At 60.4% G+C, this 19,930-nt stretch carries 21 protein-coding genes; 5 read left to right on the top strand and 16 right to left on the bottom strand.

Translation table 11 applies throughout. From position 1 onward, the window contains the following. Positions 1-184: 184 nt before the first annotated feature. The 9 genes from ACELLULO517_RS01210 to ACELLULO517_RS01250 form a co-directional block, all read right to left on the bottom strand. The gene (locus tag ACELLULO517_RS01210; protein ID WP_227304956.1) at positions 185-2,554 is read right to left on the bottom strand and encodes a membrane-bound PQQ-dependent dehydrogenase, glucose/quinate/shikimate family; all 2,370 of its coding nucleotides are present in this window, start codon (positions 2,552-2,554) and stop codon (positions 185-187) included. 11 nt (positions 2,555-2,565) lie between these two features. Beyond that, positions 2,566-3,666 carry a pyrroloquinoline quinone biosynthesis protein PqqE gene (pqqE, locus tag ACELLULO517_RS01215; RefSeq protein ID WP_227304959.1) on the bottom strand — a complete coding sequence of 367 codons (1,101 nt, stop codon included), beginning with the start codon at positions 3,664-3,666 and terminating at the stop codon, positions 2,566-2,568. After that, positions 3,663-3,950 carry a pyrroloquinoline quinone biosynthesis peptide chaperone PqqD gene (gene pqqD, locus ACELLULO517_RS01220; protein WP_227304960.1) on the bottom strand — a complete coding sequence of 96 codons (288 nt, stop codon included), beginning with the start codon at positions 3,948-3,950 and terminating at the stop codon, positions 3,663-3,665. The genes pqqE and pqqD overlap by 4 nt, the downstream gene beginning before the upstream one ends. A gap of 7 nt (positions 3,951-3,957) precedes the next feature. Then, positions 3,958-4,695, bottom strand: a complete 738-nt coding sequence (gene pqqC / locus ACELLULO517_RS01225; protein WP_227304963.1) for a pyrroloquinoline-quinone synthase PqqC — start codon at positions 4,693-4,695, stop codon at positions 3,958-3,960. After that, positions 4,692-5,609 carry a pyrroloquinoline quinone biosynthesis protein PqqB gene (gene pqqB / locus ACELLULO517_RS01230; RefSeq protein ID WP_227304966.1) on the bottom strand — a complete coding sequence of 306 codons (918 nt, stop codon included), beginning with the start codon at positions 5,607-5,609 and terminating at the stop codon, positions 4,692-4,694. Before pqqB ends, pqqC begins: the two co-directional genes overlap by 4 nt. Before the next feature lie 37 nt (positions 5,610-5,646). After that, a complete protein-coding gene (pqqA, locus tag ACELLULO517_RS29015) occupies positions 5,647-5,835 on the bottom strand; it encodes a pyrroloquinoline quinone precursor peptide PqqA (protein ID WP_406566234.1) in 189 nt (62 codons plus the stop codon). 486 nt (positions 5,836-6,321) lie between these two features. Continuing rightward, on the bottom strand, positions 6,322-7,242 hold the full coding sequence (locus tag ACELLULO517_RS01240) for a PfkB family carbohydrate kinase (protein ID WP_227304968.1): 921 nt from the start codon (positions 7,240-7,242) through the stop codon (positions 6,322-6,324). 6 nt (positions 7,243-7,248) lie between these two features. After that, complete coding sequence (locus tag ACELLULO517_RS01245) at positions 7,249-8,112, bottom strand: SIS domain-containing protein (protein ID WP_227304971.1); 864 nt, start codon at positions 8,110-8,112, stop codon at positions 7,249-7,251. A gap of 219 nt (positions 8,113-8,331) precedes the next feature. After that, the gene (locus ACELLULO517_RS01250; protein WP_227304973.1) at positions 8,332-9,939 is read right to left on the bottom strand and encodes an acetolactate synthase large subunit; all 1,608 of its coding nucleotides are present in this window, start codon (positions 9,937-9,939) and stop codon (positions 8,332-8,334) included. 147 nt (positions 9,940-10,086) lie between these two features. Here ACELLULO517_RS01250 and ACELLULO517_RS01255 point away from each other — a divergent pair, with 147 nt between their 5' ends. Beyond that, on the top strand, positions 10,087-10,554 hold the full coding sequence (locus ACELLULO517_RS01255; protein ID WP_227304976.1) for an Lrp/AsnC family transcriptional regulator: 468 nt from the start codon (positions 10,087-10,089) through the stop codon (positions 10,552-10,554). 7 nt (positions 10,555-10,561) lie between these two features. Here the strand turns inward: ACELLULO517_RS01255 and dmeF are convergent, their stop codons facing one another. Both dmeF and ACELLULO517_RS01265 read right to left on the bottom strand, forming a co-directional pair. Beyond that, positions 10,562-11,842: a CDF family Co(II)/Ni(II) efflux transporter DmeF gene (gene dmeF / locus ACELLULO517_RS01260; protein ID WP_227304979.1), complete on the bottom strand. Its 1,281-nt coding sequence runs from the start codon at positions 11,840-11,842 to the stop codon at positions 10,562-10,564. Positions 11,843-11,861: 19 nt separating this feature from the next. Next, entirely contained in the window at positions 11,862-12,140 is a 279-nt protein-coding gene (locus tag ACELLULO517_RS01265; RefSeq protein WP_227304982.1) for a metal/formaldehyde-sensitive transcriptional repressor, read from the bottom strand. Positions 12,141-12,208: 68 nt separating this feature from the next. On the opposite strand from ACELLULO517_RS01265, the gene ACELLULO517_RS29020 reads away from it, so the two are divergent. Further along, entirely contained in the window at positions 12,209-12,421 is a 213-nt protein-coding gene (locus tag ACELLULO517_RS29020; RefSeq protein WP_227304985.1) for a DUF1289 domain-containing protein, read from the top strand. 173 nt (positions 12,422-12,594) lie between these two features. Here ACELLULO517_RS29020 and ACELLULO517_RS01275 read toward each other — a convergent pair whose 3' ends face one another. Next, positions 12,595-13,470, bottom strand: coding sequence for a type 1 glutamine amidotransferase domain-containing protein (locus ACELLULO517_RS01275; protein WP_227304988.1), 876 nt, complete (start codon positions 13,468-13,470; stop codon positions 12,595-12,597). Between the two features lie 80 nt (positions 13,471-13,550). Beyond that, positions 13,551-14,348, bottom strand: coding sequence for an SDR family NAD(P)-dependent oxidoreductase (locus ACELLULO517_RS01280; RefSeq protein WP_227304991.1), 798 nt, complete (start codon positions 14,346-14,348; stop codon positions 13,551-13,553). A 119-nt stretch (positions 14,349-14,467) separates the two neighbouring features. Here ACELLULO517_RS01280 and ACELLULO517_RS01285 point away from each other — a divergent pair, with 119 nt between their 5' ends. Further along, positions 14,468-15,457: a GlxA family transcriptional regulator gene (locus ACELLULO517_RS01285; protein ID WP_227304994.1), complete on the top strand. Its 990-nt coding sequence runs from the start codon at positions 14,468-14,470 to the stop codon at positions 15,455-15,457. Positions 15,458-15,631: 174 nt separating this feature from the next. Further along, on the top strand, positions 15,632-17,005 hold the full coding sequence (locus ACELLULO517_RS01290) for an NAD-dependent succinate-semialdehyde dehydrogenase (protein WP_227305012.1): 1,374 nt from the start codon (positions 15,632-15,634) through the stop codon (positions 17,003-17,005). An 81-nt stretch (positions 17,006-17,086) separates the two neighbouring features. Here ACELLULO517_RS01290 and ACELLULO517_RS01295 read toward each other — a convergent pair whose 3' ends face one another. Both ACELLULO517_RS01295 and ACELLULO517_RS01300 read right to left on the bottom strand, forming a co-directional pair. Next, the gene (locus ACELLULO517_RS01295; protein ID WP_227305015.1) at positions 17,087-17,539 is read right to left on the bottom strand and encodes a nuclear transport factor 2 family protein; all 453 of its coding nucleotides are present in this window, start codon (positions 17,537-17,539) and stop codon (positions 17,087-17,089) included. A gap of 90 nt (positions 17,540-17,629) precedes the next feature. Beyond that, positions 17,630-18,382 carry an SDR family NAD(P)-dependent oxidoreductase gene (locus ACELLULO517_RS01300; RefSeq protein WP_227305018.1) on the bottom strand — a complete coding sequence of 251 codons (753 nt, stop codon included), beginning with the start codon at positions 18,380-18,382 and terminating at the stop codon, positions 17,630-17,632. Between the two features lie 192 nt (positions 18,383-18,574). On the opposite strand from ACELLULO517_RS01300, the gene ACELLULO517_RS01305 reads away from it, so the two are divergent. Beyond that, complete coding sequence (locus ACELLULO517_RS01305; RefSeq protein ID WP_227305021.1) at positions 18,575-19,018, top strand: winged helix-turn-helix transcriptional regulator; 444 nt, start codon at positions 18,575-18,577, stop codon at positions 19,016-19,018. A 131-nt stretch (positions 19,019-19,149) separates the two neighbouring features. On the opposite strand, the gene ACELLULO517_RS01310 is transcribed toward ACELLULO517_RS01305, so the two are convergent. Continuing rightward, positions 19,150-19,923 (bottom strand): ABC transporter ATP-binding protein, encoded by a 774-nt coding sequence (locus tag ACELLULO517_RS01310; protein WP_227305024.1) that lies wholly within the window; start codon positions 19,921-19,923, stop codon positions 19,150-19,152. Between the last annotated feature and the right edge of the window lie 7 nt (positions 19,924-19,930).

A 19,930-nucleotide genomic window follows, 5' to 3' on the forward strand; every position in this document is an offset into this window, starting at 1 on the left:
ACACAGGTCGGCTGGCGCTTTTAGAGCAGATCCCGGTCAGATGGAATCATCTGGCCGGGTGAAGATGCTCGCAAAAACAATAATCTAGAGCGGCGCCTGTGAGCGTAAGCGAGCAGGAAACGCTCTAGGATCGTCTATGACAAGGGCGGGACGGACCCAGGCCCATCCCCTTGCCTATTGAAGATCAGCTGCCGTCGGGCAGCGCATAAGCGCGGATATAGTCGCCCAGCTTGGTGTTCACGTCCGTGTCGCCGCCATCCACCGTAAGAATGTACTGCTTGCCCTTCTCGGAATAGGTCATCGGCGTGGACTGGCCACCTGCGGGCAGGCGGTCGGTCCAGAGCAGATCACCGCTCTTCATGTTGAAGGCACGGATGTAGTAGTCGAGCGTCGAGGTCACGAAGGTGACGCCGCCGGCCGTCGCCAGGGGGCCGCCCAGCATCGGCGTGCCGAGGTTGAAGGGCAGCGGGATCGGCGTCTCATCCTGAATGCTGCCGACGCGATGTTCCCAGATGACCTTGTTAGTGCGCAGGTCGATGGCCGCCATGTTACCCCAGGAGGGTGCCAGGCAAGGAACGCCGACCGGCGACAGGAAGGGGTGCAGGTTCACACCGAAAGCCGCACCGAACATCGGCTGCACGCCGGTCTCGGTACCAGCCGGCACGCTGCCGGTCGGCGTCGCGGGGTTGTGCGGGCCACGCGGACGCAGATGAGAGACGAACGGAATATACTGCGGATTGGCAATCATGATCTGATCAGCCTGATCGATCGAGACACCACCCCATTCGAAGGTGCCGTAATTGCCCGGGAAAACCAGCGTTCCCTGAACCGACGGCGGTGTGAACGGGCCCTCGTATTTCAGTTGATGGAACATGATGCGGCAAGCGAGCTGATCGAAGGCGGTGGCACCCCACATATCGGCGCCCGTCAGCTTCTTCCGGGGGCGGAACGAGAGTTCGGAGAAAGGCTGCGTCGGCGCAACGTGATCGCCCGGCGCACCATCCGTGGGCACGGCCGTTTCCGGCGCCGGCACGACCAACTGGCCGGTGGCGCGATTTAGCACGAAGATATTGCCGGTCTTGGCCGGGGCATAGATGGCCGGCACCACGCCGTCCTTCGTCTGCACATCGGCGAGCGAGGGCTGCGAGGGAAGATCCATGTCCCAAAGGTCATGATGCACGGTCTGGAAGGACCAATTCACATGGCCGGTCTTGAGGTCGAGCGCGACAAGCGACGAGTCATACCGCGCGCTATAGGGGGAACGATTGCCGCCCCAGATGTCATCCGCTTCCTGACCCATCGGAAGATAGACCATGCCGAGCTTTTCATCGATGACGCCGGGCATCCAGGAATTGGGCGAGCCCGCTGTCAGCTGGTGGGTCGCGGAGGGCATTTCATTGACTTCCGGATTGCCGGCGTCGAACACCCAGACAAGTTTGCCGGAATAGACGTCATAGGCGCGGATGGCGCCAGACGGCACCTTCTTGGACCAGTTGTCGATGACAGCGCCACCCATGACCAGAACCTGGCTGCCGACGATCGGCGGGGAGGTCGCGGAGTAGAAACCGTTGGTCTGATAGGGGCTGCCGTATTTGAGATCGACGACGCCATGGTCGCCCCAGTTCTCGCACAGCTTACCGTCATCGGCATTGATCGCATACATCAGGCCAGTCGCGGTCGGCAGGAACAGGCGGCGCGGGCAATCCTGCGGGGCCGGCTGGCCATCCAGGGTCGTCGCACCGGGCTGCGTCTCATGATAGCCGACGCCGCGGCAGGTCAGATGCTGGAAGGTACGGTTGTCCACGACGTGCGGATCGAATTCCCACTTCTTCTTGCCTGTGGCGGCATCGATCGCGAAGACCAGATCATGCGGTGTGCAGGCATAGACCGTGTCACCGACTTTCAGCGGGGTATTCTCATAGGTCGTCTGGCCGGAATCGTTGGGGCCAGCGATATCGCCCGTCTCGAACTGCCAGGCGAGTTTCAGCTTGCCGACATTGGCCGGCGTGATCTGGTCGAGGCCTGAGAAGCGGTCGGCCGCATTGGTGCCGCCATAGGACGTCCAGTCGGTCGACGCGATATTGCCGGGCGGCTGCTTCGCGTTGTCCGCGACATTGCCACGAATGGCCTGCGCGTCCTGCGGCATCGCCACGCCAAGCGTGATGATGGCGAGCACAATGGTGGCGCCGAGGGCGTATTTCGCCGTCTTGCCGATGATCTTGTTGCCGACGAAAGGCAGCAGCAGCCAAACGCCGAGCGGTGCAATGACGTCGCCGCGCGGTGCCAGCTTCCAGAAATCAAAGCCGGCTTCACTGATCGCCCAAATGAGCGTGCCGAGCATAACGGCGGCATAAAGCCAGAAGGCGCTGGCCCGGCGACGCCACACGAGGAAGGCCGTGACCAGGATCGCAATGCCGGTAATGACGTAATAGAGCGAACCGCCAAGGGCCGCGAGCCAGACGCCGCCGATACCGAAGTACAGGCCGACAAGGGCGAAGATGATACTGGTTATGATAAGGATTATCGGTGGTCTTGTACTCGGTGTCGCTGTCATAATCTCGTTCTTCAATCAGGGGAATTCGGTTTCGCGTTTTGCCGGTAGATGAAATCCGGCGCGACGGATGGGCGGGCCGCGATCAGGTTTTGCAGAGCCTGATGGTTCGGTGATCGGGCACAAACGGGGTCGGTCGCTGCCGCATCACCCGCCAGCGCCAAGGCCTGGCAGCGGCAACCGCCCCAGTCCTGTTCCTTGAAAGCGCAACTCTGGCAGGGTTCGGGCATCCAGTCCGTACCGCGGAAGCGCTGAAACGCGGGATCACGCAGCCAGATATCGGCGAGCGAGGCATCGCGGATATTGGGAAAATTGATGCCGGCAATGGTCTCGGCGGCGTGGCAGGGCAATACGTTTCCGGTGGGCGAGATGACGATGAAGCGGCGCGCCCAGCCGTCCATGCAGGATTTGGGCTGATCGCCGTGATAATCGGGCGTCACATAGTCGATCGCCATGCGCCCGGCATAAAGCACCCTGCCCGCTTCCACGGCGGCCGTCGCGACGTGCAGTTCGTCAGCGTCGGGCAGAAGCGCGCCGCGATTGATCAGACCCCAGCCGTAATATTGGGTATGGGCGATCTCCACCCGCTGAGCGCCGAGATCATATGCTAGCGCAATCATGCTGGCGACGTCGTGAAGGTTCTGGCGATGGATGACGAAGTTGCAGGTCAGCGGCAGCCCCGCCGCCTTGACCATGCGCGCCGCGTCCAGCTTGCGCGCCTGGGCACCGCGCATACCGCCGATCCGCTCACCTTCCGCCGCATCCGCGTGCTGAAAGGACAGCTGAATGTGATCGAGCCCGGCATCGATCAGGACAGCAAGCCTCGCCTCGTCCATGGTGACGCCCGAGGTGATGAGATTGACATAGAGACCTGCGGTCGATGCGGCCCGGATAAGATCCGGCAGATCCGCCCGCACCATCGGCTCACCGCCGGACAAATGCAGATGCAACACGCCGAGCGCGGCGGCCTCGGCGAAGACGCGGCTCCAATCCTCAGTCGATACTTCCTGACTCGCCCGCGCCATTTCCAAAGGATTGGAGCAATAGGGGCAGCGCAGCGGGCAGCGATGGGTGACCTCAGCCACCAGCGCCATGGGCAGCGGGATCGCACTCATGAGGCGTTCCGATCCGTGATGATACCGCGACCGGCCAGATCGGTCAGGAGTTCCAGGACATCGGCCATGATGACATCGGTCGGCGCCTGATAGCGGTCGGCGAGATCCGCCACTATGCCGGCAATTGTCCGCTCGCCATCGATGCCCGACAGCACCGCCTGTGCATTCTCGTCCGGCATCATGGCCCGTTCCGGCGTCAGCAGAACCCAAACGGCGCGGGCGGCATCGAAGCGGTATTTGATACCGCGGGGGAAAGCCGGAACGCTGTCTGGGGTGATGGTCATGCGACCCTCAGACCGACGCCGGCTGAAAGCAGCCGGGCGGCACAAAACCCGGCGCGACATAGGCGAAATAGAGCGCATCGAGTTGCGACCACAAGACATCGCATTTGAAGCGCAGCGCGGCGAGGACCGCTTCCTGCTTTTCAGCGTCCGTGGCAAAGGTCTTCACATAGTCCAGCGCGAATGCGACGTCTTTCGGTGCTTGCGACAGACGCGGCGTGAAATAGGCGAGTGTGGCTTCATTCACGAAGTCATAATGTTGCAGCATGCCCGCGACACGCTCGCTGATGATCGTCGGCGAAAACATCTCGGTGAGCGAGGAGGCGATCGCCTCCAGCAGCGGTCGCTCCTGCACGAAGCGGACGTAAGCATCCACCGCAAAGCGCGTGCCCGGAAGAATACCGGCACCGGATTCGACATAGTTGCTGTCCAGACCGACCCCTTCGGCCAGTTTCAGCCAGCGCGCGATGCCACCGGTGCCAGGCGCGTCACCGTCATGGTCGATGATGCGGGATCGCCATTCGCGACGCAGATCGGCTGTCGGCAGGCGCGCCATCAGGCTCGCATCCTTCGCGGGGATGCGGCTCTGATAGTAATAGCGGTTGAGCGCCCAGGCCTGGACCTGCGCGCGGTTCAGCTTGCCGTCATGCAGCAGCCGGTGAAACGGATGCAGATTGTGATAGCGCTCGGCGCCGATCGCCTGAAGGGCTGCTTCCAACTCGTCTGGCTGCAGAAGGGAAACACTCATAGCTGCACGGTCATCCCGTCGAAAGCGACATCCCATCCGGCCGCAAGCACCGCCGCGTATTCGGGCGAGGCGCGGTCGAGAATGGGATTGGAGTTGTTAATATGGATCAGGATCTTTCGCCCGACTGAGATAGCGGCGAAGGCGTCCAGCGTGCCGCCATCGCCGCTGACGGGCATATGGCCCATGCGCCGGCCGGTCTTGGGGCCGAGCCCCGCACGGATCATCTCATCATCGTCCCAGAGCGTGCCATCAAAAAACACAAGATCGGCATCTTGCAACCGAGAGCGGACGGCATCCGTCATATGGGCGCAGCCTGGAATGAAGACGACAAGCTTGTCACCGTCGCTGAGTTCCAGGCCCATCACGTCATCATCCGATTGCACGTCCCGGCCTTCGGTCTCCAGAAAAAGCGGCACTTTCCCCGGCACCGGAAACAAGGTCGCGATCAGGCCGCTATCCCTTCCATCAGGATGGCGCAGCGGAAACGGCATCAGGCTTTCAACCGTGTGACGCGTGACAAACGCCGCATTCAGAGCATTAAAGATCGGATTTGCCGCCAAAACATCCTGCACGGGTGATGCTGCATAAAGATCGAAGGTATGCCGCTCCCGCAGACAGAGGAGACCTGTCACGGTATCGACTTCCGCAGCCGTCAGAATGACTCCGGCGATCGGCGATGACCTCAGCCCCTCCTGCGGATGCAGGACAGGCGCCGAGAAAATCTGCTGCCGCAGATCCGGTGACGCATTCAACAGGAACCAGTGGCGCCGATCGGCGCTGACGGCCAATCCCGCCTGACTCTGCGAAGGACACATCGGATCAGCGCTACGCGCACGCTGACAGCGCACCGCGTTTGAATTCCATTGCGGGAACCCGCCGCCAGCCGCCGCCCCAAGGACGATGATTGAGATCATGGGAAAGAATCGGCTCCCTTTCAGGAGCCGATCGAACTCACTTCTTAGACGAAGCGCAAACGTAGCTGTTGATCTCGGCGCCGAGCGAGATTTCGACGATGCGGGGTTTGTTCCAGCTCATGTTCCAAATTCTCCTTGGTGGGAGCGCAGTCATCGCTCCAATATCCGAGAGGTGCAAGCTTAGCGATGGCCGAGTGACAGCATGGCTCATGCGCAGTTTCAGCATCAAAAGTCTGAGGAACAGGAAAATGTTCAGCAAAAATCAGTGCTGTATTAGATGCTGATTCAACTGAATTGAAGATGCCTCCGGTTGCCGGACCGCTGCCGATCGGCGGTCCGCTTTACCAGAGTGACAATGAATATTGAATAGAACGCGATATCAGCCAAGCTGAACAAATTGTTCGTGAGCGATGACTGCCGCCTATCACCCTGCTCGCCTAGACCAAAGATTGCCAAACTTCACTATTAATTCAAAATTTGAAAAGCCTTACAAAGCCATCAAGATAAAAACGAGCATTTCACGGAAAAAACACAGTCCCGCAAAGGCAATAGCCTGCCCATATCGCTCGTCGATTTACCGTTATCACCTTGTCGGTAAAGTTGCAAACCGTCCATAAAGCTCAATTGAGGGCTATCGGCCTCTTTCGAGAATCACAGATGCGTGAGGACATGGCGGCAAGATAGCGCACCCAAACATGAGTCTTGACGACAATTACTGTGTCATTCGCCTTAGTAAATTCTCGGTATCATGACTGGACAGCAATTGGCGCTTGGCCTCTTGCGTCGAAACCAGGACCGCCGCCGCGGCATTGGCGTAGACTGTGGCCTCTTCCAATGTCATCGCCTGGGCAAGTTTTGCCGCCAGCGCGCCCACGAACGCATCCCCCGCGCCATGGCTGTTAACGAGAGCGACAGAGTAAGCACCGAGCGTGTGGCTGCCCATGGCGGAGTGAAACGCAAGACCATGCCCTCCGGCGGTGACGATCACCACCGGCACGAGGATCGCGAGGGTCTCGGCCGCTCTTTCGGCAGATAATAGATCGCTAACCACACCACCGCCGAGCATCTCCGCTTCCACGGCGTTGACGATCAGCACATCCACAAGTGTGAGCAGCTCGGATGACATTGCACGTGCAGGCGCCGCGTTAAGGATGACCTGTGCGCCACGAGCCTGCGCCGCGCGCGCAGCGACTAGATTAGCCTGTTCTGGCAGTTCATTCTGCAGCACCAGGACGCCGGTCTGCGAAAGTTCATTCGCTGCAGCCAGAATTGCTTCGTCACCAAGTTGAGCATTGCTGCCCGTCACGATAACCGCACCATAGTCGCCCGCTGCATCGCTCATGGCGACACTCATGCCCGAACCGATTTCGCTGCGCTGGACAAAGCGACTGTCCACTCGGGACAGTGTCAGATTATCCAGAAGCAAAGTGCCGAACCGATCATTGCCGACGCTGGCGACAATGGCGGTTGAAGCGCCGTGCCGCGCAGCCGCGATGGCCTGATTACCGCCCTTGCCACCGCATTTTGTCATCCAGTCGCGACCGGGAAATGTCTCGCCAATCCGCGGCAAGCGCTCGCTGTGAACGACAATATCAAAATGCAGGCTGCCAACAACCAGGACCTCAATACCCATGACCCGCTACCTGACCCGTTTGATGGCGACCGCCGTTCGTGTTCGCTCAAGGTTGCGCTCGGCGACATCATAGGCCTTGGCCGCAATGGCCGCGAAGACGGCATCCATGACGGTAAGTTGCGCCACCCGCGCGGCCGCATTCTCGCCCAGAAGGGGGGAGCCGCTGGCCGTCGAACGCAGCACAAGGTCCACGGCATCGACGAGCGGCGAATGGACGTAGTTGGTGATTGCGATAGTTGTAGCCCCGCGCCGCTTTGCTTCAAGCACGCCGTCGATCACGGCGCTGGTGCGACCTGAATGCGAAAAGGCGACCGCGATATCTCCCGGTTCGAGCATAGAGGCCGACATCAGCATCATATGAGCGTCGTCATAGACTGCACATCTTACGCCGATACGAAGGAACTTATGCGATACGTCCCTGGCAATTTGGGCCGAGCCGCCAACGCCATACAGATCACGACGCGGGGCAGCGGAGATGGCATCGACGACTTTTGCGAAGGCATCTTCGTCGATGATAACCTGCGTCTCCTGCAACGCCTGTATGGCAGTATTGAATACCTTGCGCAGGATATCGGCTTGGCTGTCCTCCGGCCCGATTTCCTTGTGCAAAACGGCACTCGGGCGAGCGTTATAGGCGCTGATCTGTTCACGAAAATCGCGGAAGCCGGTGAAGCCGAGCTTCTTGGCGGTCTTGACCACCATGGCTTCGGACACATCCGCTTTCCCGGCGAAATACGTCAGCGCAGTACCCTCGTCGAAACCCTCATCAAGCGCCTCATTGAGAATTCGGCTCTCAAGGGGTGTCAGAATTGGTCTTAACGCGCGAAGGCGCGCGCCGACCTTGGACAATGCCGCCTTCGTGTCGTCCATGCTTCGCCCCGCTTTACCCTTGGCAGCATAACACGGGCGGTCGTCGTGAACAGTTGCCATCGCGCCCGTTGCCGAGCAGCGCGCCGTCCCTGTGACGCGCCCTCCTTAGAGCGATCCCTATTTTGTAGGTCAGTCTTTGATGGATTTCTTTATAGTAGAGACGGAGATTTACTATGAAGGGAAAATACTTAGACGCCGCACGATTGTCAGATGCTGTTGTCAGACCAAGGCTTCGATCAAAAACGGTCCGGTCGCCTTCATCCCGGCTTGAAAGGCCGCGGCCATGCCCCGGCAGGTATCGACTCGCACGGCCTCCACCCCCATGCCATTCGCGAGCTGCACCCAATCCAATGATGGATTCTTGAGCTCCAGCAGCGAGAAAGCCTTCTCCCCTTCAACCGCACCCACGCTCGCCAATTCCTCGCGCAGCACCGCATAGGCGCGGTTGGCGTAGATCACGGTCACCACGTTCAGGCGCTCCCGCGCCTGGGTCCAGAGGGCCTGCACGGTGTACATGGCGCTGCCGTCACCTTGCAACGACAGGACCTGGCGGTCCGGGCAAGCGATGGCGGCGCCGGTCGCCATGGGAATGCCGTTGCCGATGGAGCCACCCGACAGCTGCAGATAGTCGCAAGGCGGCGCTTCATCCAGCAGGCGATAGAAGGGGAACCCCGCCGTCAGGCTTTCATCGCTGATGATCGTCTCTTCCGGCATGAACTGGCCGACGATGCGCATGATCGCTTCATTCGTCAGCACCGTATCGCCCAAAGGGGCTTCCGGGCGGCGGAGCTTCGCCGCGACCATTGCCTGCGTCGCACCGATGGCCTCTGCCACGGCTTCCAGTGCAGAAGCGCCGTCCTCATGCGGCTGTGCCAAAACCAGCGGCGTGCAGCCCGGCGGGGTCAGTTCGCTTGGCAGGCCTGGATAGGCGAAGAAGGCGACCGGCGCCTGGGTGCCAACCAGAATAAGGGTCTCGGTACCGCGCAGGAATTCGATGGCCGGCGTCGGACGATAGGGCAGACGCTCGACGATGGGGCGCCCTGCCCCGCGCTCGATCCGCGGCGCGAAGGTATCGCAGACAAGGCGCGCGCCGGTGGCGGCGGCAATGCGTCCGGCAGCCGCCAGGCCGCGGCCGCGCAGAGCATCGCCACGCAGCAGGAAGGTAACACGGCCGCCCCTGAGCGCTGCCACGGATTGCCGGATCGCAAGCGCCCCCACCTCGGCCGGACCATGGACCGGCAAGGCAGGATAGGCGCGCTCCGCCTCGTTCCAGGCCGTATCGGCGGGCAGGATCAGGCTCGCGATCTGGCCTGGGGCCGCTTTGGCGGCTTGTATGGCGCGCGCCGCATCGGCCGCGACATCACGCGCATTGCGGGAGCAATGGACCCAGTGCGAGACCGGCTGCGCGAAGGCCACCACGTCCGAGGTCAGCGGCGCGTCATAGGGCTGATGCACGGTTGCGTGGTCGCCGATGATATTCACGACCGGAGAGGCCGCCTTGCGCGCGTTATGCAGATTGGCGAGGCCGTTCCCAAGGCCTGGCCCCAAATGCAGAAGCGTTGCCGCCGGCTTGCCGGCCATGCGGGCATAGCCGTCGGCCGCACCGGTCACCACACCTTCAAACAGACCGAGCACGGCGCGCATGCCGGGATTCTGGTCGAGCGCGCCGACAAAATGCATCTCTGACGTGCCAGGATTGGCGAAGCATATCTCGACACCACCATTGATGAGCGTCTGCACAAGGCTTTGCGCGCCATTCATCGGCCCTGCCTCTTTGCTTGCGCTGTCGCTCTGCGCACTGTCATCGATCGTCGAGACGTAGTTCATCGGTCGCCCTGCGGTTGCGTGGGGCCACTTGGTGGATGGCTTGACCTGCAATATATCGCTAGCCCGAAAGTGAATCCGTGCTATTTCAACCCAAATAAACCAATATATTGACGAATATCATCACTCAGGTTTGATTTTTTGGTGAAAATGAGCAAGCTTGACGAATTCGATATCAAGATCCTTCGTCTTCTACAGGACAACGCCCGCATCACGACGCAGGAACTGGCCGACCGTGTCGGCCTATCCGCGACCCCCTGTGCCCGCCGCGTGAAGCGGATGGAAGATGAGGGATTGATCGTGAATTACGTCACGCTGCTCGATCCGGAGCGGCTGGGCGTTGGTCTGACGGTCTTTGTCAATGTGCGGCTGAACACGCAGGCCGCCAAAACCTTCGCCGCTTTCGAAGAAGCGATCAAACAACTTCCTGAAATCGTCGGCTGCTATCTTCTCGCCGGGAACTACGATTATCTGGTTCACGTGCGCGTTGCGAATGTCGAGGAGTTCCGAGCTTTCATCCGCGACCGATTGGTCACGATCGAGGGGATCGGCGAAACGCAGTCGAGTGTGGTTCTGGAACAAACGAAACACACGACGGCACTGCCCTTGCCAAAATAGCGGCTCCTTACTGACTTTCCGCTGATGATGCGGCCCGGCTCACCTCAATCGTCACGTGAGACAGCGAGTCGAATTTTGCCAGGCAAGTCCGGTAAAAAACCGCATCCCGAGCTTGGTTTGTCGCAATCGTCAAAATCGCGCCCAGATGCCCTGGCCCCAATCGCCAAAGATGCAGATCGGCGATTTGGTCGCCCTGTCCTTCGATCGTCCGCCGCATTTCAGCTTCCATGCCTCGGTCAGGCGTCATGTCGAGCAGGATGGCGCCCGTGTCGCGAATGAGGCCGTAAGACCAACTGGCGATGACGCAAGCGCCGATAATACCAGCCAGCGGGTCCATCCAAAGCCATCCGAATGTCCGAGCCAGTAGCAGACCAATAATCACCAGCAGAGAAACTGCGGCATCGGCCATGACGTGGACAACCGCCGCCCGCATGTTGTTGTCCCGATGCGCCGCACCATGCTCGTGATGGGTGTGTTCCTCAAAGACGCCAACGCGCCGGCGCTCGCCGTCAATCATGAGAAAAGCGACGAATGCATGCGGTTCCGGAATTTCGTCGACGGATTCCAGATAGCTACCGCGATCCACCATCTGAAAAACCTGCATGGTTCCACTCGGCCGAGCAGTTTCCACGGTCAAATCTCCGGGGGGCAAATCTCCGGGGGGCAAATCTCCGGGACGGTCGGCGCCCTCGAAACGGACCCGGAAACGAGGCGGCACGCCATCCTCAAAGATGCTCAGAACCAGGCTACCGGTCCGAAAGGCAATCCGGTGTTCCTCGTCATGACCATGGTGATCATGATCATGACCTTGGCTGTGACCATGGTCGTGATGGTGATGGCCACCGCCGTGCAGCAGCCAGACGCTCGCGATATTCACGCCAAGGCCAAGACAGGCAATCGGGATTGCCTCCGCGAAGTGGATCGGGACGGGCGCGAAAAAGCGGCTGATAGCCTCGTAGCCAATTACCAGCGCGATCATCGCGAGCACGATGGCACTGCTGAACCCGGCCAAGTCACCCAGCTTGCCGGTTCCGAACGTAAAGCGAGGGTCGTTGGCGTGGCGGCTGGCATAGCTATAGGCCAAAGCCGCCAGCAGCAAAGCGCCTGCATGCGTCGACATATGCAGACCGTCGGCGACCAGCGCGATAGACCCGAACAGCAAACCGCCGACAATCTCTGCGATCATCATCACGGCACAAAGCGCAATCACCCACCAGGTCCGACGCTTGTTGTCGTCGTGACCATCGCCCAGGAAAACATGGGAGTGGCTGACAGAGTGGATCGGCATATCCGGCAAGACCGCTATTTTATTTCAGGTAGGTACGAACAACCTCGATCAGCTCGGCGGCACCTTTGGCGCGTTCGGGGTCGGGGTCGGTGTCGGGATTTACGACATGGTTGCGGATATGGTCCTCCATCACCTCGGAGCTCAAACCGTGCACGGCGCCCCTTAGCGACGCCACCAGCATAAGCACGTCGGTGCAGCCAAGCTCGGCCTCCAGGGCACGTTCTACGGCCTCTACCTGACCCCTTATCCGCCGGACCCGGGCGATAAGCTTGGCCTTGTCCTTGATGGTGTGAGCCATCCTAGCCTCCATAGCTGATCTTTATAGCATAGGGGGCTATCCTATATATAGCGATAGGGCATCACAAAGTGACGGAACGTAGGGGGTTCCCTTTTACGAAACCTAGTCCCTGTACTGGTCTCTGTGAGTTCGACGGTCGAACCGGCTGGTGTCTCGGGTGCGGCCGAACTATTCCGGAAATCCGTGCATGGCGAAAACTGACGCCTTATCGTCGCACAGAGATCAAGCGCGCATCGCCAACCCGGACCTCGTCCGCCGGATGCGAGAGGGTCTGGCTTTGAGCACCTCCAACCCGAGACATATTACCAACTTGGCCCACAAGGTTATGTCGATTACCCGGCTGCTGCCTGACAGCCTTCGGAGCATCCCATGTCGCAGGCCGCTTTCGTCAATGGCATACAAGCTTGGGCTATGCCGCCATCCGACATCGGGCCGGACACCGGTAGAACTGTGTCTAGTGCGTGTGACGATTCAATCGCGTGACCAGCACATCGCCCAAGGCGGAGGCGGACATAGGCTGCTGGCCGGTGATCAACTCATGGTCGATAACGACGTTGCTGTGCCAATTGGCGACGCTTATGACCCGCGCGCCCGCCTCGGCAAGGGCATTCACCGGGTAGAACTGAACATTGCCGCCGATATAGAGCGGGCCCGGCCCTTCAAGCACCTGCTCCTCACCGGTTGAAAAGACGGTCATGCGATAGCCGGCATAGGGCCAGCCCTGGGCGAGCGCATTCGCCTTGCCGTCATTGGCGATCATGGACGCGACGAAAGCGGGCGCGTCCGGGAGCGTGGACAGCAGCGCGACCGGCCCGTGGCAGATGATGGCGGTCGGGCGGCCGCTATGGTGAAAGCTGATCAGAATCTTGCCGAGATTTTTGTCCGTGAGCAGGTCCACCATCGGCGCGTGACCGCCTGGAATGAAGATGCCGACATAGCCGCGCGTACCGTCTGCGACGACGGAGGCCAGTGTCTTCGGATGTTTGAGCTGCGCAATGCCTTCCACATAGGTGAGTGCCGCGGCGCGGTCTGCATCGTCGCCGCCGAAGAACAGCTTGTTGTTCGAGTTGGCGTCCATCACCGGCTGGTCGCCATTCGGATCGGCGATCACCGGCTGATAGCCGGCCTCGACAAGCTTGCGATAGGGGACTTCGAATTCATTGAGGTAATAGCCGGTGGCGTAGGTTTTGCCGTCCTTCAGGTCAAGCTGATGGGCGCTCGACATGACAACCAGGACCTTGCCCTTGGACTCTGCGAAAGCGCTCGCCATAGGTGCCAGCATTGGCAAGACAAGCGCCAAGGCGACGCCGCCCATTGTGCGGAGAAACATGTCACTATTCCTTTGGATCGATGGAGCGGACCCGCCAGCGATGGCGGGCCCATGGTCGGCTTGGGCTTAAAGCCGATGCGTCAGACGATGCCGTAACGCGGGGCGGGCTTCGCGTTGCGGAACTTCGGCGAAATCTCCCGACGATCCGCCTCCCAGCGGGTCCACAGCTCACCCTCGTGCAACCCAGGAATGGTCACCAACTCGCCTGCGTCCAGCCCCGCCAGCGCCGCGTCGACGCAATGCTCGGCCGACATGGTAATCTCGGAGGTCTTCTGCGGCGCGTAGCCGGCGATGTCCCAGAACTCCGTGGCGGTCGCGCCAGGCATGACGGTCTGCACGCGCACGCCCTTGTCAGCCAGGTCCTTCTGCAGCGAATGGCCGAAGCTGAGGACATAGGATTTCGAGGCGCTGTAGACGCCGTTCAAGGCCTCCACGGCGATGCCGACGACGGAGGCGATGTTGACGATCGTGCCGGCGCCACGCGCCACGAAGGCGGGCGCTGCCGCGTAGGACAGGCGTGTCAGGGCGGTGATGTTCAGATCGATCATCTCCTCCATTTTGTCGACATCCGCCTGCAGGATCGACGCGACGGAACCGACGCCGGCATTGTTGACGAGCATGGTGATGCTCGCGTTGTCACGCAGCACGGCTTCGACCTTGGCCAGGCTGGCCTTGTCGTTCAGATCGGCGGCCAGCACGGTGATCTGTCGGCCGGTGGCACCGCGCAGCCGATCGGCGACCACGTTCAGCCGCTGTTCGTTGCGCGCCACCAGAATGAGGTCGTAGCCACGCTTGGCCAGGCGATCGGCATAGACGGCGCCGATGCCGGACGATGCGCCGGTCACTAAGGCGGTGCCTTTGGGAAAGTGATTGTTCATCGATCTAGTCCTTCGTTAGCTGCCCAGGATTGAGCTCTCCGACGAAGGAATAAGCTTGAAGCTCTAAGTCTCAAATGTCATATACACATAGATTTCGGACATCGAGATAGGCATCGGTCATGCGTGACGTCGCGTTCGTCGTATATCCAGGCTATTCAGTGATGGCCCTGGCCGTCGTCACGGCATTCGAAGTCGCCAATATGGTGGCTGATGACCCGCCATATGACCTCCATTTCGTGTCCGAGACAGGCGGGATGGTCAGAACCTCGGCGGGCATGATGCTGGAGAGCGAGGCCTTCACCGCTATGCCCTTCGACACCCTGGTTGTCGGCGGCGCGACAATCCCCGCACCGTCAACACCCGGCTTGATCGCCTATATGCGGGACGCACCCAAGCGGCATCGTCGGATCGCGGCCGTGTGCACAGGCGCCTTCGTGCTCGCCGAGGCCGGTCTGTTGGACGGCAGGCAGGCCACGACCCACTGGCTTCATGCGCGGGAGCTGCAGCGGCAATTTCCGAAAGTGAAGATCGATCAAGACCGGATCTTTATGAATGACGGGCCGATCTGGACATCGGCGGGCATGACGGCTGGCCTCGACCTCGGTCTCGCGCTGATCGAGAATGACCTCGGACCTGATCTCGCAAAATCCGTTGCCCGCAAGCTCGTCATCTATCATCGCCGTGGTGGCGGCCAATCGCAGTTTTCCACACTCCTCGAACTGGCGCCGAAATCCGATCGCATACAGACGGCGCTGACCTACGCGCGGGACAACCTGCACAAGCCCTTGACCGTCCCCGATCTGGCGGAGGCTGCTCATCTCAGTCCGCGCCAGTTCAGCCGCGCCTTCCAGGCCGAGACAGGTCAATCACCCGCCAAAGCGATCGAGAATCTGCGGGTTGAGGCCGCACGGACCCTGATGGAGCAAAGCCGCCATCCGATCGATGTTGTAGCACAGCAAACAGGATTCAGCGATCGCGACCATCTGCGCCGCGCGTTTTTGCGTGCCTTCGGGCAGCCGCCGCAGGTGCTGCGGCGCAATGCGCGGCTGGAGGCTATCGACTATCAGGATTCCGCGGAAGCGGCGCATGAGGCCGCGATTCACGCGTGACCGAAAACGCCGTGTTTTCGACATTTGAGACATAGACTGATCGCCTTACCTCTATGAGCGTGGATGGCGTGCGACGGGATTATCCCACGCACGCCGCCGCCAAGCCCGCCAGGTGCGTCGCCCAAGCTTCGGGCATCCCAGGTGCTGCTTGTTTCAAGCTCGCAGGAGGCCAGTATGGCGTACCAAACGATCAATCCGACGACCAATGTCTTGGTCAAAACCTATCCCAATCACACCGATGCCGATGTTGAGGCGGCCCTGGATGCAGCCCATCGGCTCTATAAATCCCCCTGGTCCAAGGGACCGATCCAGCCCCGGCTGCAGGTTCTTGAACGCCTGGCGTATCTCATCGATGCGCGCAAAGAGGAGCTCGCGCAGATTGCCACCGTGGAGATGGGCAAGCTCATCAGCGACGCGCGTGACGAGGTCTGGATCATCGCCGAAATCGCGCGCTTCTATGCCCGCCACGCGGAAAAGTTTCTCGCGCCCGTGAAGATCGACTCGTCTCTCGGCGAGGCCTGGGTCGAGCATCATCCGATCGGTGTGATGCTCGCTGTCGAGCCCTGGAACTTTCCCTACTACCAGCTCATGCGTGTGTTCGCGCCGAACCTGGCGGCAGGCAATCCCGTGGTCGCGAAACATGCCAGCATCGTCCCGCATTGCGCGACCGTGTTCGAAGAACTGGTGAACGAGGCCGGCGCGCCGAAGGGTGCCTGGAAGAATCTGTTCATTACCGCTGACCAGGTCGCCAAGATCATTGCGGATGACAGGGTCCAAGGTGCTGCCATGACCGGCTCCGAGGGCGCAGGCAGCGCGATCGCGGCCCAGGCCGGCAAGTATTTGAAGAAATCGACCCTTGAGATGGGTGGCAACGACGTCTTCGTCGTCCTCGATGACGCGGACCTCGAAAAGGCTGTGGAGACGGGCGTCTTCTCTCGTCTGCACATCTCCGGTCAGGAGTGTATTTGTGCGAAGCGTTTCGTACTTCACGAGACGATCGCTGACAAATTCCTTGAAAATTTTACGGCGGCCATGGCCTCGGTCAAGATCGGCGACCCGATGGACGAGACAACGAAACTCGGGCCGCTGTCGTCCGCCGATGCCTCCGCCAATCTGGCGAAGCAGGTGCAGCGGGCCCTCGACCACGGGGCGAAGCTGTATCTTGGCGGCAAGCCGATCGACGGCAAGGGCAACTTCTTCGCGCCGACGATCCTGACCAACGTGACGCGCGACAACCCGGCCTATTTCGAGGAGTTCTTTGGCCCCGTCGCACAGATCTACGTTGTGAAGGATGACGACGAGGCCGTCACGCTCGCCAATGATTCCCGCTACGGGCTCGCAGGTGTCGTGTTCTCGCGCAATATCGAGCGGGCCAAGGCCTTGGCGTCCCGTATTGAGACTGGCGCCGTGTGGATCAATACCTTCGCCAGCACGGCGCCCGAGCTACCCTTCGGTGGCGTGAAACGCTCGGGCTATGGTCGCGAACTGTCCGAACTCGGTATCAAAGAGTTCGTGAACCAGAAGCTTGTTCTGGTCGCCAAAGGCTGAGCGCAGCTGGCGGTGGGAGGCGGCCAGCAGCCCCCCACCGCCAAGCGGACCGGCGCTATTGAAGCGCCGATGCGCTGGCCATCATCCCTTCATGGCTAAGGCACTTTCGGGAACGTCCGCCAGGCCGTTCGGCAGCAACGCCCGCGCCGTCAGGATCACGTTCAAATACTCGCGCAGAAGTTTGATTTTGCCATTCTCGACGACAAGGCGGCTGACATAGTCCTGCGCATAGACACGTTCTGTGCCACCGACGAAGCATTCCGAGTGATATTCTGTGAAGAGGCCTGATCCGTCCTTCAACTCGTGGATGTCGATCTTCGACAGCGTGAAGGATACGAAATTTGAGCGTATCAGTTCGAGAACACCACGGATCTCTGCCTTGCCTTGGAAGCGGCCGTCTAACCCGACGGTCGGCAGATAGGGAAATTCAAAGACCCCGTCATCCGCAAAGAGTTCGACGCATCGGTCAACCGACGTGTTGAGGTTTCTCAGACAATCAAAAAATTCTACAAGTAATTCTCTTGCCGTCGACATGGCCAATATATCTCCTTATTGTTGTGAACTCCTGCGCAACACCGCATAGCCAGCGATGCTTGGCACAGGCGGTGAAAGGGCGTCTTGCCCTCAGATCTGGGCGATCCCGCCGTCGACGAAGATCTCGCTCCCGTTGACGAAGCTGCTCTCATCGGATGCAAGAAAAGCGACGACCTTTGCCACTTCATCATCACGACCCGTTCGCGAGAGTGGGGTGATCTTGGCTGCGTAGTCGAAAAAGCTTCCGACCTCGTCTTTCGTGGCGCCCGACTTGTCGTGGCCGGGCGTTTCAATCACCCCCGGGCTCACGGCATTGACGCGGATATTCTGGCCTTTGAGATCCGACGCCCATGTGCGCGCGAAGGAGCGGACGGCGGCCTTGGTCGCGCTATAAATGCTCCAATTGCCGAAGCCCTTGCTGGCGACGATCGAAGCGCTGAGGATGATGGAGCCACCCGGCCGCATCAACGGCAGCGCTTTTTGAACCGTCCAGATCACCCCTTTGATGTTTGTGTTCAAAAGCGCGTCGACGTGATCCTCGGTCAGGCTGCCAAGCGGCGCGAGCGTCGCGAAACCCGCATTGGCAAAGACGACATTCACTTGCCCGACCTCCGTCTTCACAAGATCATAGAGACGATCGAGATCGACAGGATTGGTGACGTCTCCCGGAACCGCAACGGCGCGTGGGCCCAAGGACGCAACGGCTTCGTCCAACTCCGCCTTCCGGCGCCCCGTGAGGTAGATCCGCGTGGCCCCCTCATTGAGGAAGGTTTTGGCGGTCGCAAGGCCGATGCCGGAGTTACCCCCAGTGATGACAGCCGTCTTTCCCTCAAGGCGAGACATGGCGTCCTCCGATCCGTGAAGCGATGGAAGTGGTTGCAAAGCAACGGGTAATCGGCTGGCGAGAGGATCTTCGCATCGGGCTATCCGGTTCCATTATTAAACCAGATTGGACTTAGCACGATCCGGTTTCATAATTCAACCATGCCATGTTAATAAGGGGTTCTGAGACTCGATCGCGTGAGAGGACTGATGATGAAGAGGAAGAGCCTCGAGGGCGATATCTGCGCCATTGCACGGACCCTGGACGTGATCGGGGACTGGTGGTCGCTGCTGATCGTCCGGGACGCCTTGGGCGGCCTGCGCCGCTTCAACGAATTTCAACAACATTTGGGCGTCGCCAAAAATATTTTGACGACAAGGCTGAAGGCCCTTGTCGAGCACGGCATCCTGCAACTGGCACCGGCATCGGACGGAACCGCTTACTATGAATACGTCCCGACCCCAAAAGGCCGCGCGCTGCTGCCGGCACTGGTGGCGCTCGCGCAATGGGGCGACGATTATCTGTTCGATGCGGATGAGGCTTGCAACGTGCCGGTGGATAGCGCGAGCGAGAAACCGTTGAAAAAGCTGAAGCTCGTCGCGCAGGACGGTCGGGAACTCGCGGTTACCGACGTCAGGATGACCCGCACGGCATGAATGTCACGGCGCGGTCTTTGGTTTTTTAGCATCGCCATCATTCAGCAGGTGCAGGCAGTCGTCCTCTCTGAAGCGAACTGTCGTCTATCGTTCAACCCCACTCCGCCACTGGGCCGCACGGTGATCGCGCGTCAGGCTGGGACGGCTGCCTGACCGCCGTCGCCAAAGTAATAGGCCATGAAATCCTGAGCCTGGCGCAGGTCTTCGGCTGTACCAGACGCAACGACGCGGCCATTTTCCAGAACGAATCCATGATCAGCGTAATGGAGCACAAGGTTGGCGTTCTGCTCCGCAAGCAAAAACGTCACGCCCTCATCGCGGTTCAATTGCCGAATGATTTCGAATATTTCCTCGACGATCATCGGCGCGAGACCCATGGAGGGTTCGTCGAGGAGCATGAGGGTTGGTTTTGCCATCAGGGCACGGCCGATCGCGACCATCTGCTGCTCCCCGCCCGACAGCAGGCCCGCGCGCGTGCGCTGCTTTTGCTTCAGGCGCGGAAACCAATCATAGATCCGATCGATATCCTGCCGCAGCGCTTGTCTACCGGGCCGACGGAGGAAACCACCCGAGGCCAGATTTTCCTCCACCGTCAGATGCGCGAAGCAGTGCCGGCCTTCCAAGACCTGGACAATCCCCTGGCGCACGACCCGGGCCGGATCGAGGCCAAGGATAGACTGTCCGGCCCAGGTGATGTCGCCACGGATGACACGTCCACGAGACGCGCCGAGCAGGTTCGATATGGCCTTCAGCGTCGTCGTCTTGCCCGCGCCATTGGCACCGAGCAGGGCCACGATGGACCCGCGCGGCACGGTCAGGGAAACGCCCTGCAGGGCAAGCACGGAGTCACCGTAGACGCTTTCGACATTGTCCACAGTCAGAACATCGGTTCCATGCTGGCTCATCGGCGCG

Source organism: Acidisoma cellulosilyticum, assembly GCF_020621385.1.
Taxonomy (GTDB): Bacteria; Pseudomonadota; Alphaproteobacteria; order Acetobacterales; family Acetobacteraceae; genus Acidisoma; species Acidisoma cellulosilyticum.

Excerpts from the sequence above, each read along its gene's own strand:
- ACELLULO517_RS01210 (WP_227304956.1), bottom strand. The coding sequence starts at position 2,554 with ATGACAGCGACACCGAGTACAAGACCACCGATAATCCTTATCATAACC.
- pqqE (WP_227304959.1), bottom strand. The coding sequence starts at position 3,666 with ATGAGTGCGATCCCGCTGCCCATGGCGCTGGTGGCTGAGGTCACCCAT.
- pqqD (WP_227304960.1), bottom strand. The coding sequence starts at position 3,950 with ATGACCATCACCCCAGACAGCGTTCCGGCTTTCCCCCGCGGTATCAAA.
- pqqC (WP_227304963.1), bottom strand. The coding sequence starts at position 4,695 with ATGAGTGTTTCCCTTCTGCAGCCAGACGAGTTGGAAGCAGCCCTTCAG.
- pqqB (WP_227304966.1), bottom strand. The coding sequence starts at position 5,609 with ATGATCTCAATCATCGTCCTTGGGGCGGCGGCTGGCGGCGGGTTCCCG.
- pqqA (WP_406566234.1), bottom strand. The coding sequence starts at position 5,835 with ATGCTGAAACTGCGCATGAGCCATGCTGTCACTCGGCCATCGCTAAGC.
- ACELLULO517_RS01240 (WP_227304968.1), bottom strand. The coding sequence starts at position 7,242 with ATGGGTATTGAGGTCCTGGTTGTTGGCAGCCTGCATTTTGATATTGTC.
- ACELLULO517_RS01245 (WP_227304971.1), bottom strand. The coding sequence starts at position 8,112 with ATGGACGACACGAAGGCGGCATTGTCCAAGGTCGGCGCGCGCCTTCGC.
- ACELLULO517_RS01250 (WP_227304973.1), bottom strand. The coding sequence starts at position 9,939 with ATGAACTACGTCTCGACGATCGATGACAGTGCGCAGAGCGACAGCGCA.
- ACELLULO517_RS01255 (WP_227304976.1), top strand. The coding sequence starts at position 10,087 with ATGAGCAAGCTTGACGAATTCGATATCAAGATCCTTCGTCTTCTACAG.
- dmeF (WP_227304979.1), bottom strand. The coding sequence starts at position 11,842 with ATGCCGATCCACTCTGTCAGCCACTCCCATGTTTTCCTGGGCGATGGT.
- ACELLULO517_RS01265 (WP_227304982.1), bottom strand. The coding sequence starts at position 12,140 with ATGGCTCACACCATCAAGGACAAGGCCAAGCTTATCGCCCGGGTCCGG.
- ACELLULO517_RS01275 (WP_227304988.1), bottom strand. The coding sequence starts at position 13,470 with ATGTTTCTCCGCACAATGGGCGGCGTCGCCTTGGCGCTTGTCTTGCCA.
- ACELLULO517_RS01280 (WP_227304991.1), bottom strand. The coding sequence starts at position 14,348 with ATGAACAATCACTTTCCCAAAGGCACCGCCTTAGTGACCGGCGCATCG.
- ACELLULO517_RS01285 (WP_227304994.1), top strand. The coding sequence starts at position 14,468 with ATGCGTGACGTCGCGTTCGTCGTATATCCAGGCTATTCAGTGATGGCC.
- ACELLULO517_RS01290 (WP_227305012.1), top strand. The coding sequence starts at position 15,632 with ATGGCGTACCAAACGATCAATCCGACGACCAATGTCTTGGTCAAAACC.
- ACELLULO517_RS01295 (WP_227305015.1), bottom strand. The coding sequence starts at position 17,539 with ATGTCGACGGCAAGAGAATTACTTGTAGAATTTTTTGATTGTCTGAGA.
- ACELLULO517_RS01300 (WP_227305018.1), bottom strand. The coding sequence starts at position 18,382 with ATGTCTCGCCTTGAGGGAAAGACGGCTGTCATCACTGGGGGTAACTCC.
- ACELLULO517_RS01305 (WP_227305021.1), top strand. The coding sequence starts at position 18,575 with ATGAAGAGGAAGAGCCTCGAGGGCGATATCTGCGCCATTGCACGGACC.
- ACELLULO517_RS01310 (WP_227305024.1), bottom strand. The coding sequence starts at position 19,923 with ATGAGCCAGCATGGAACCGATGTTCTGACTGTGGACAATGTCGAAAGC.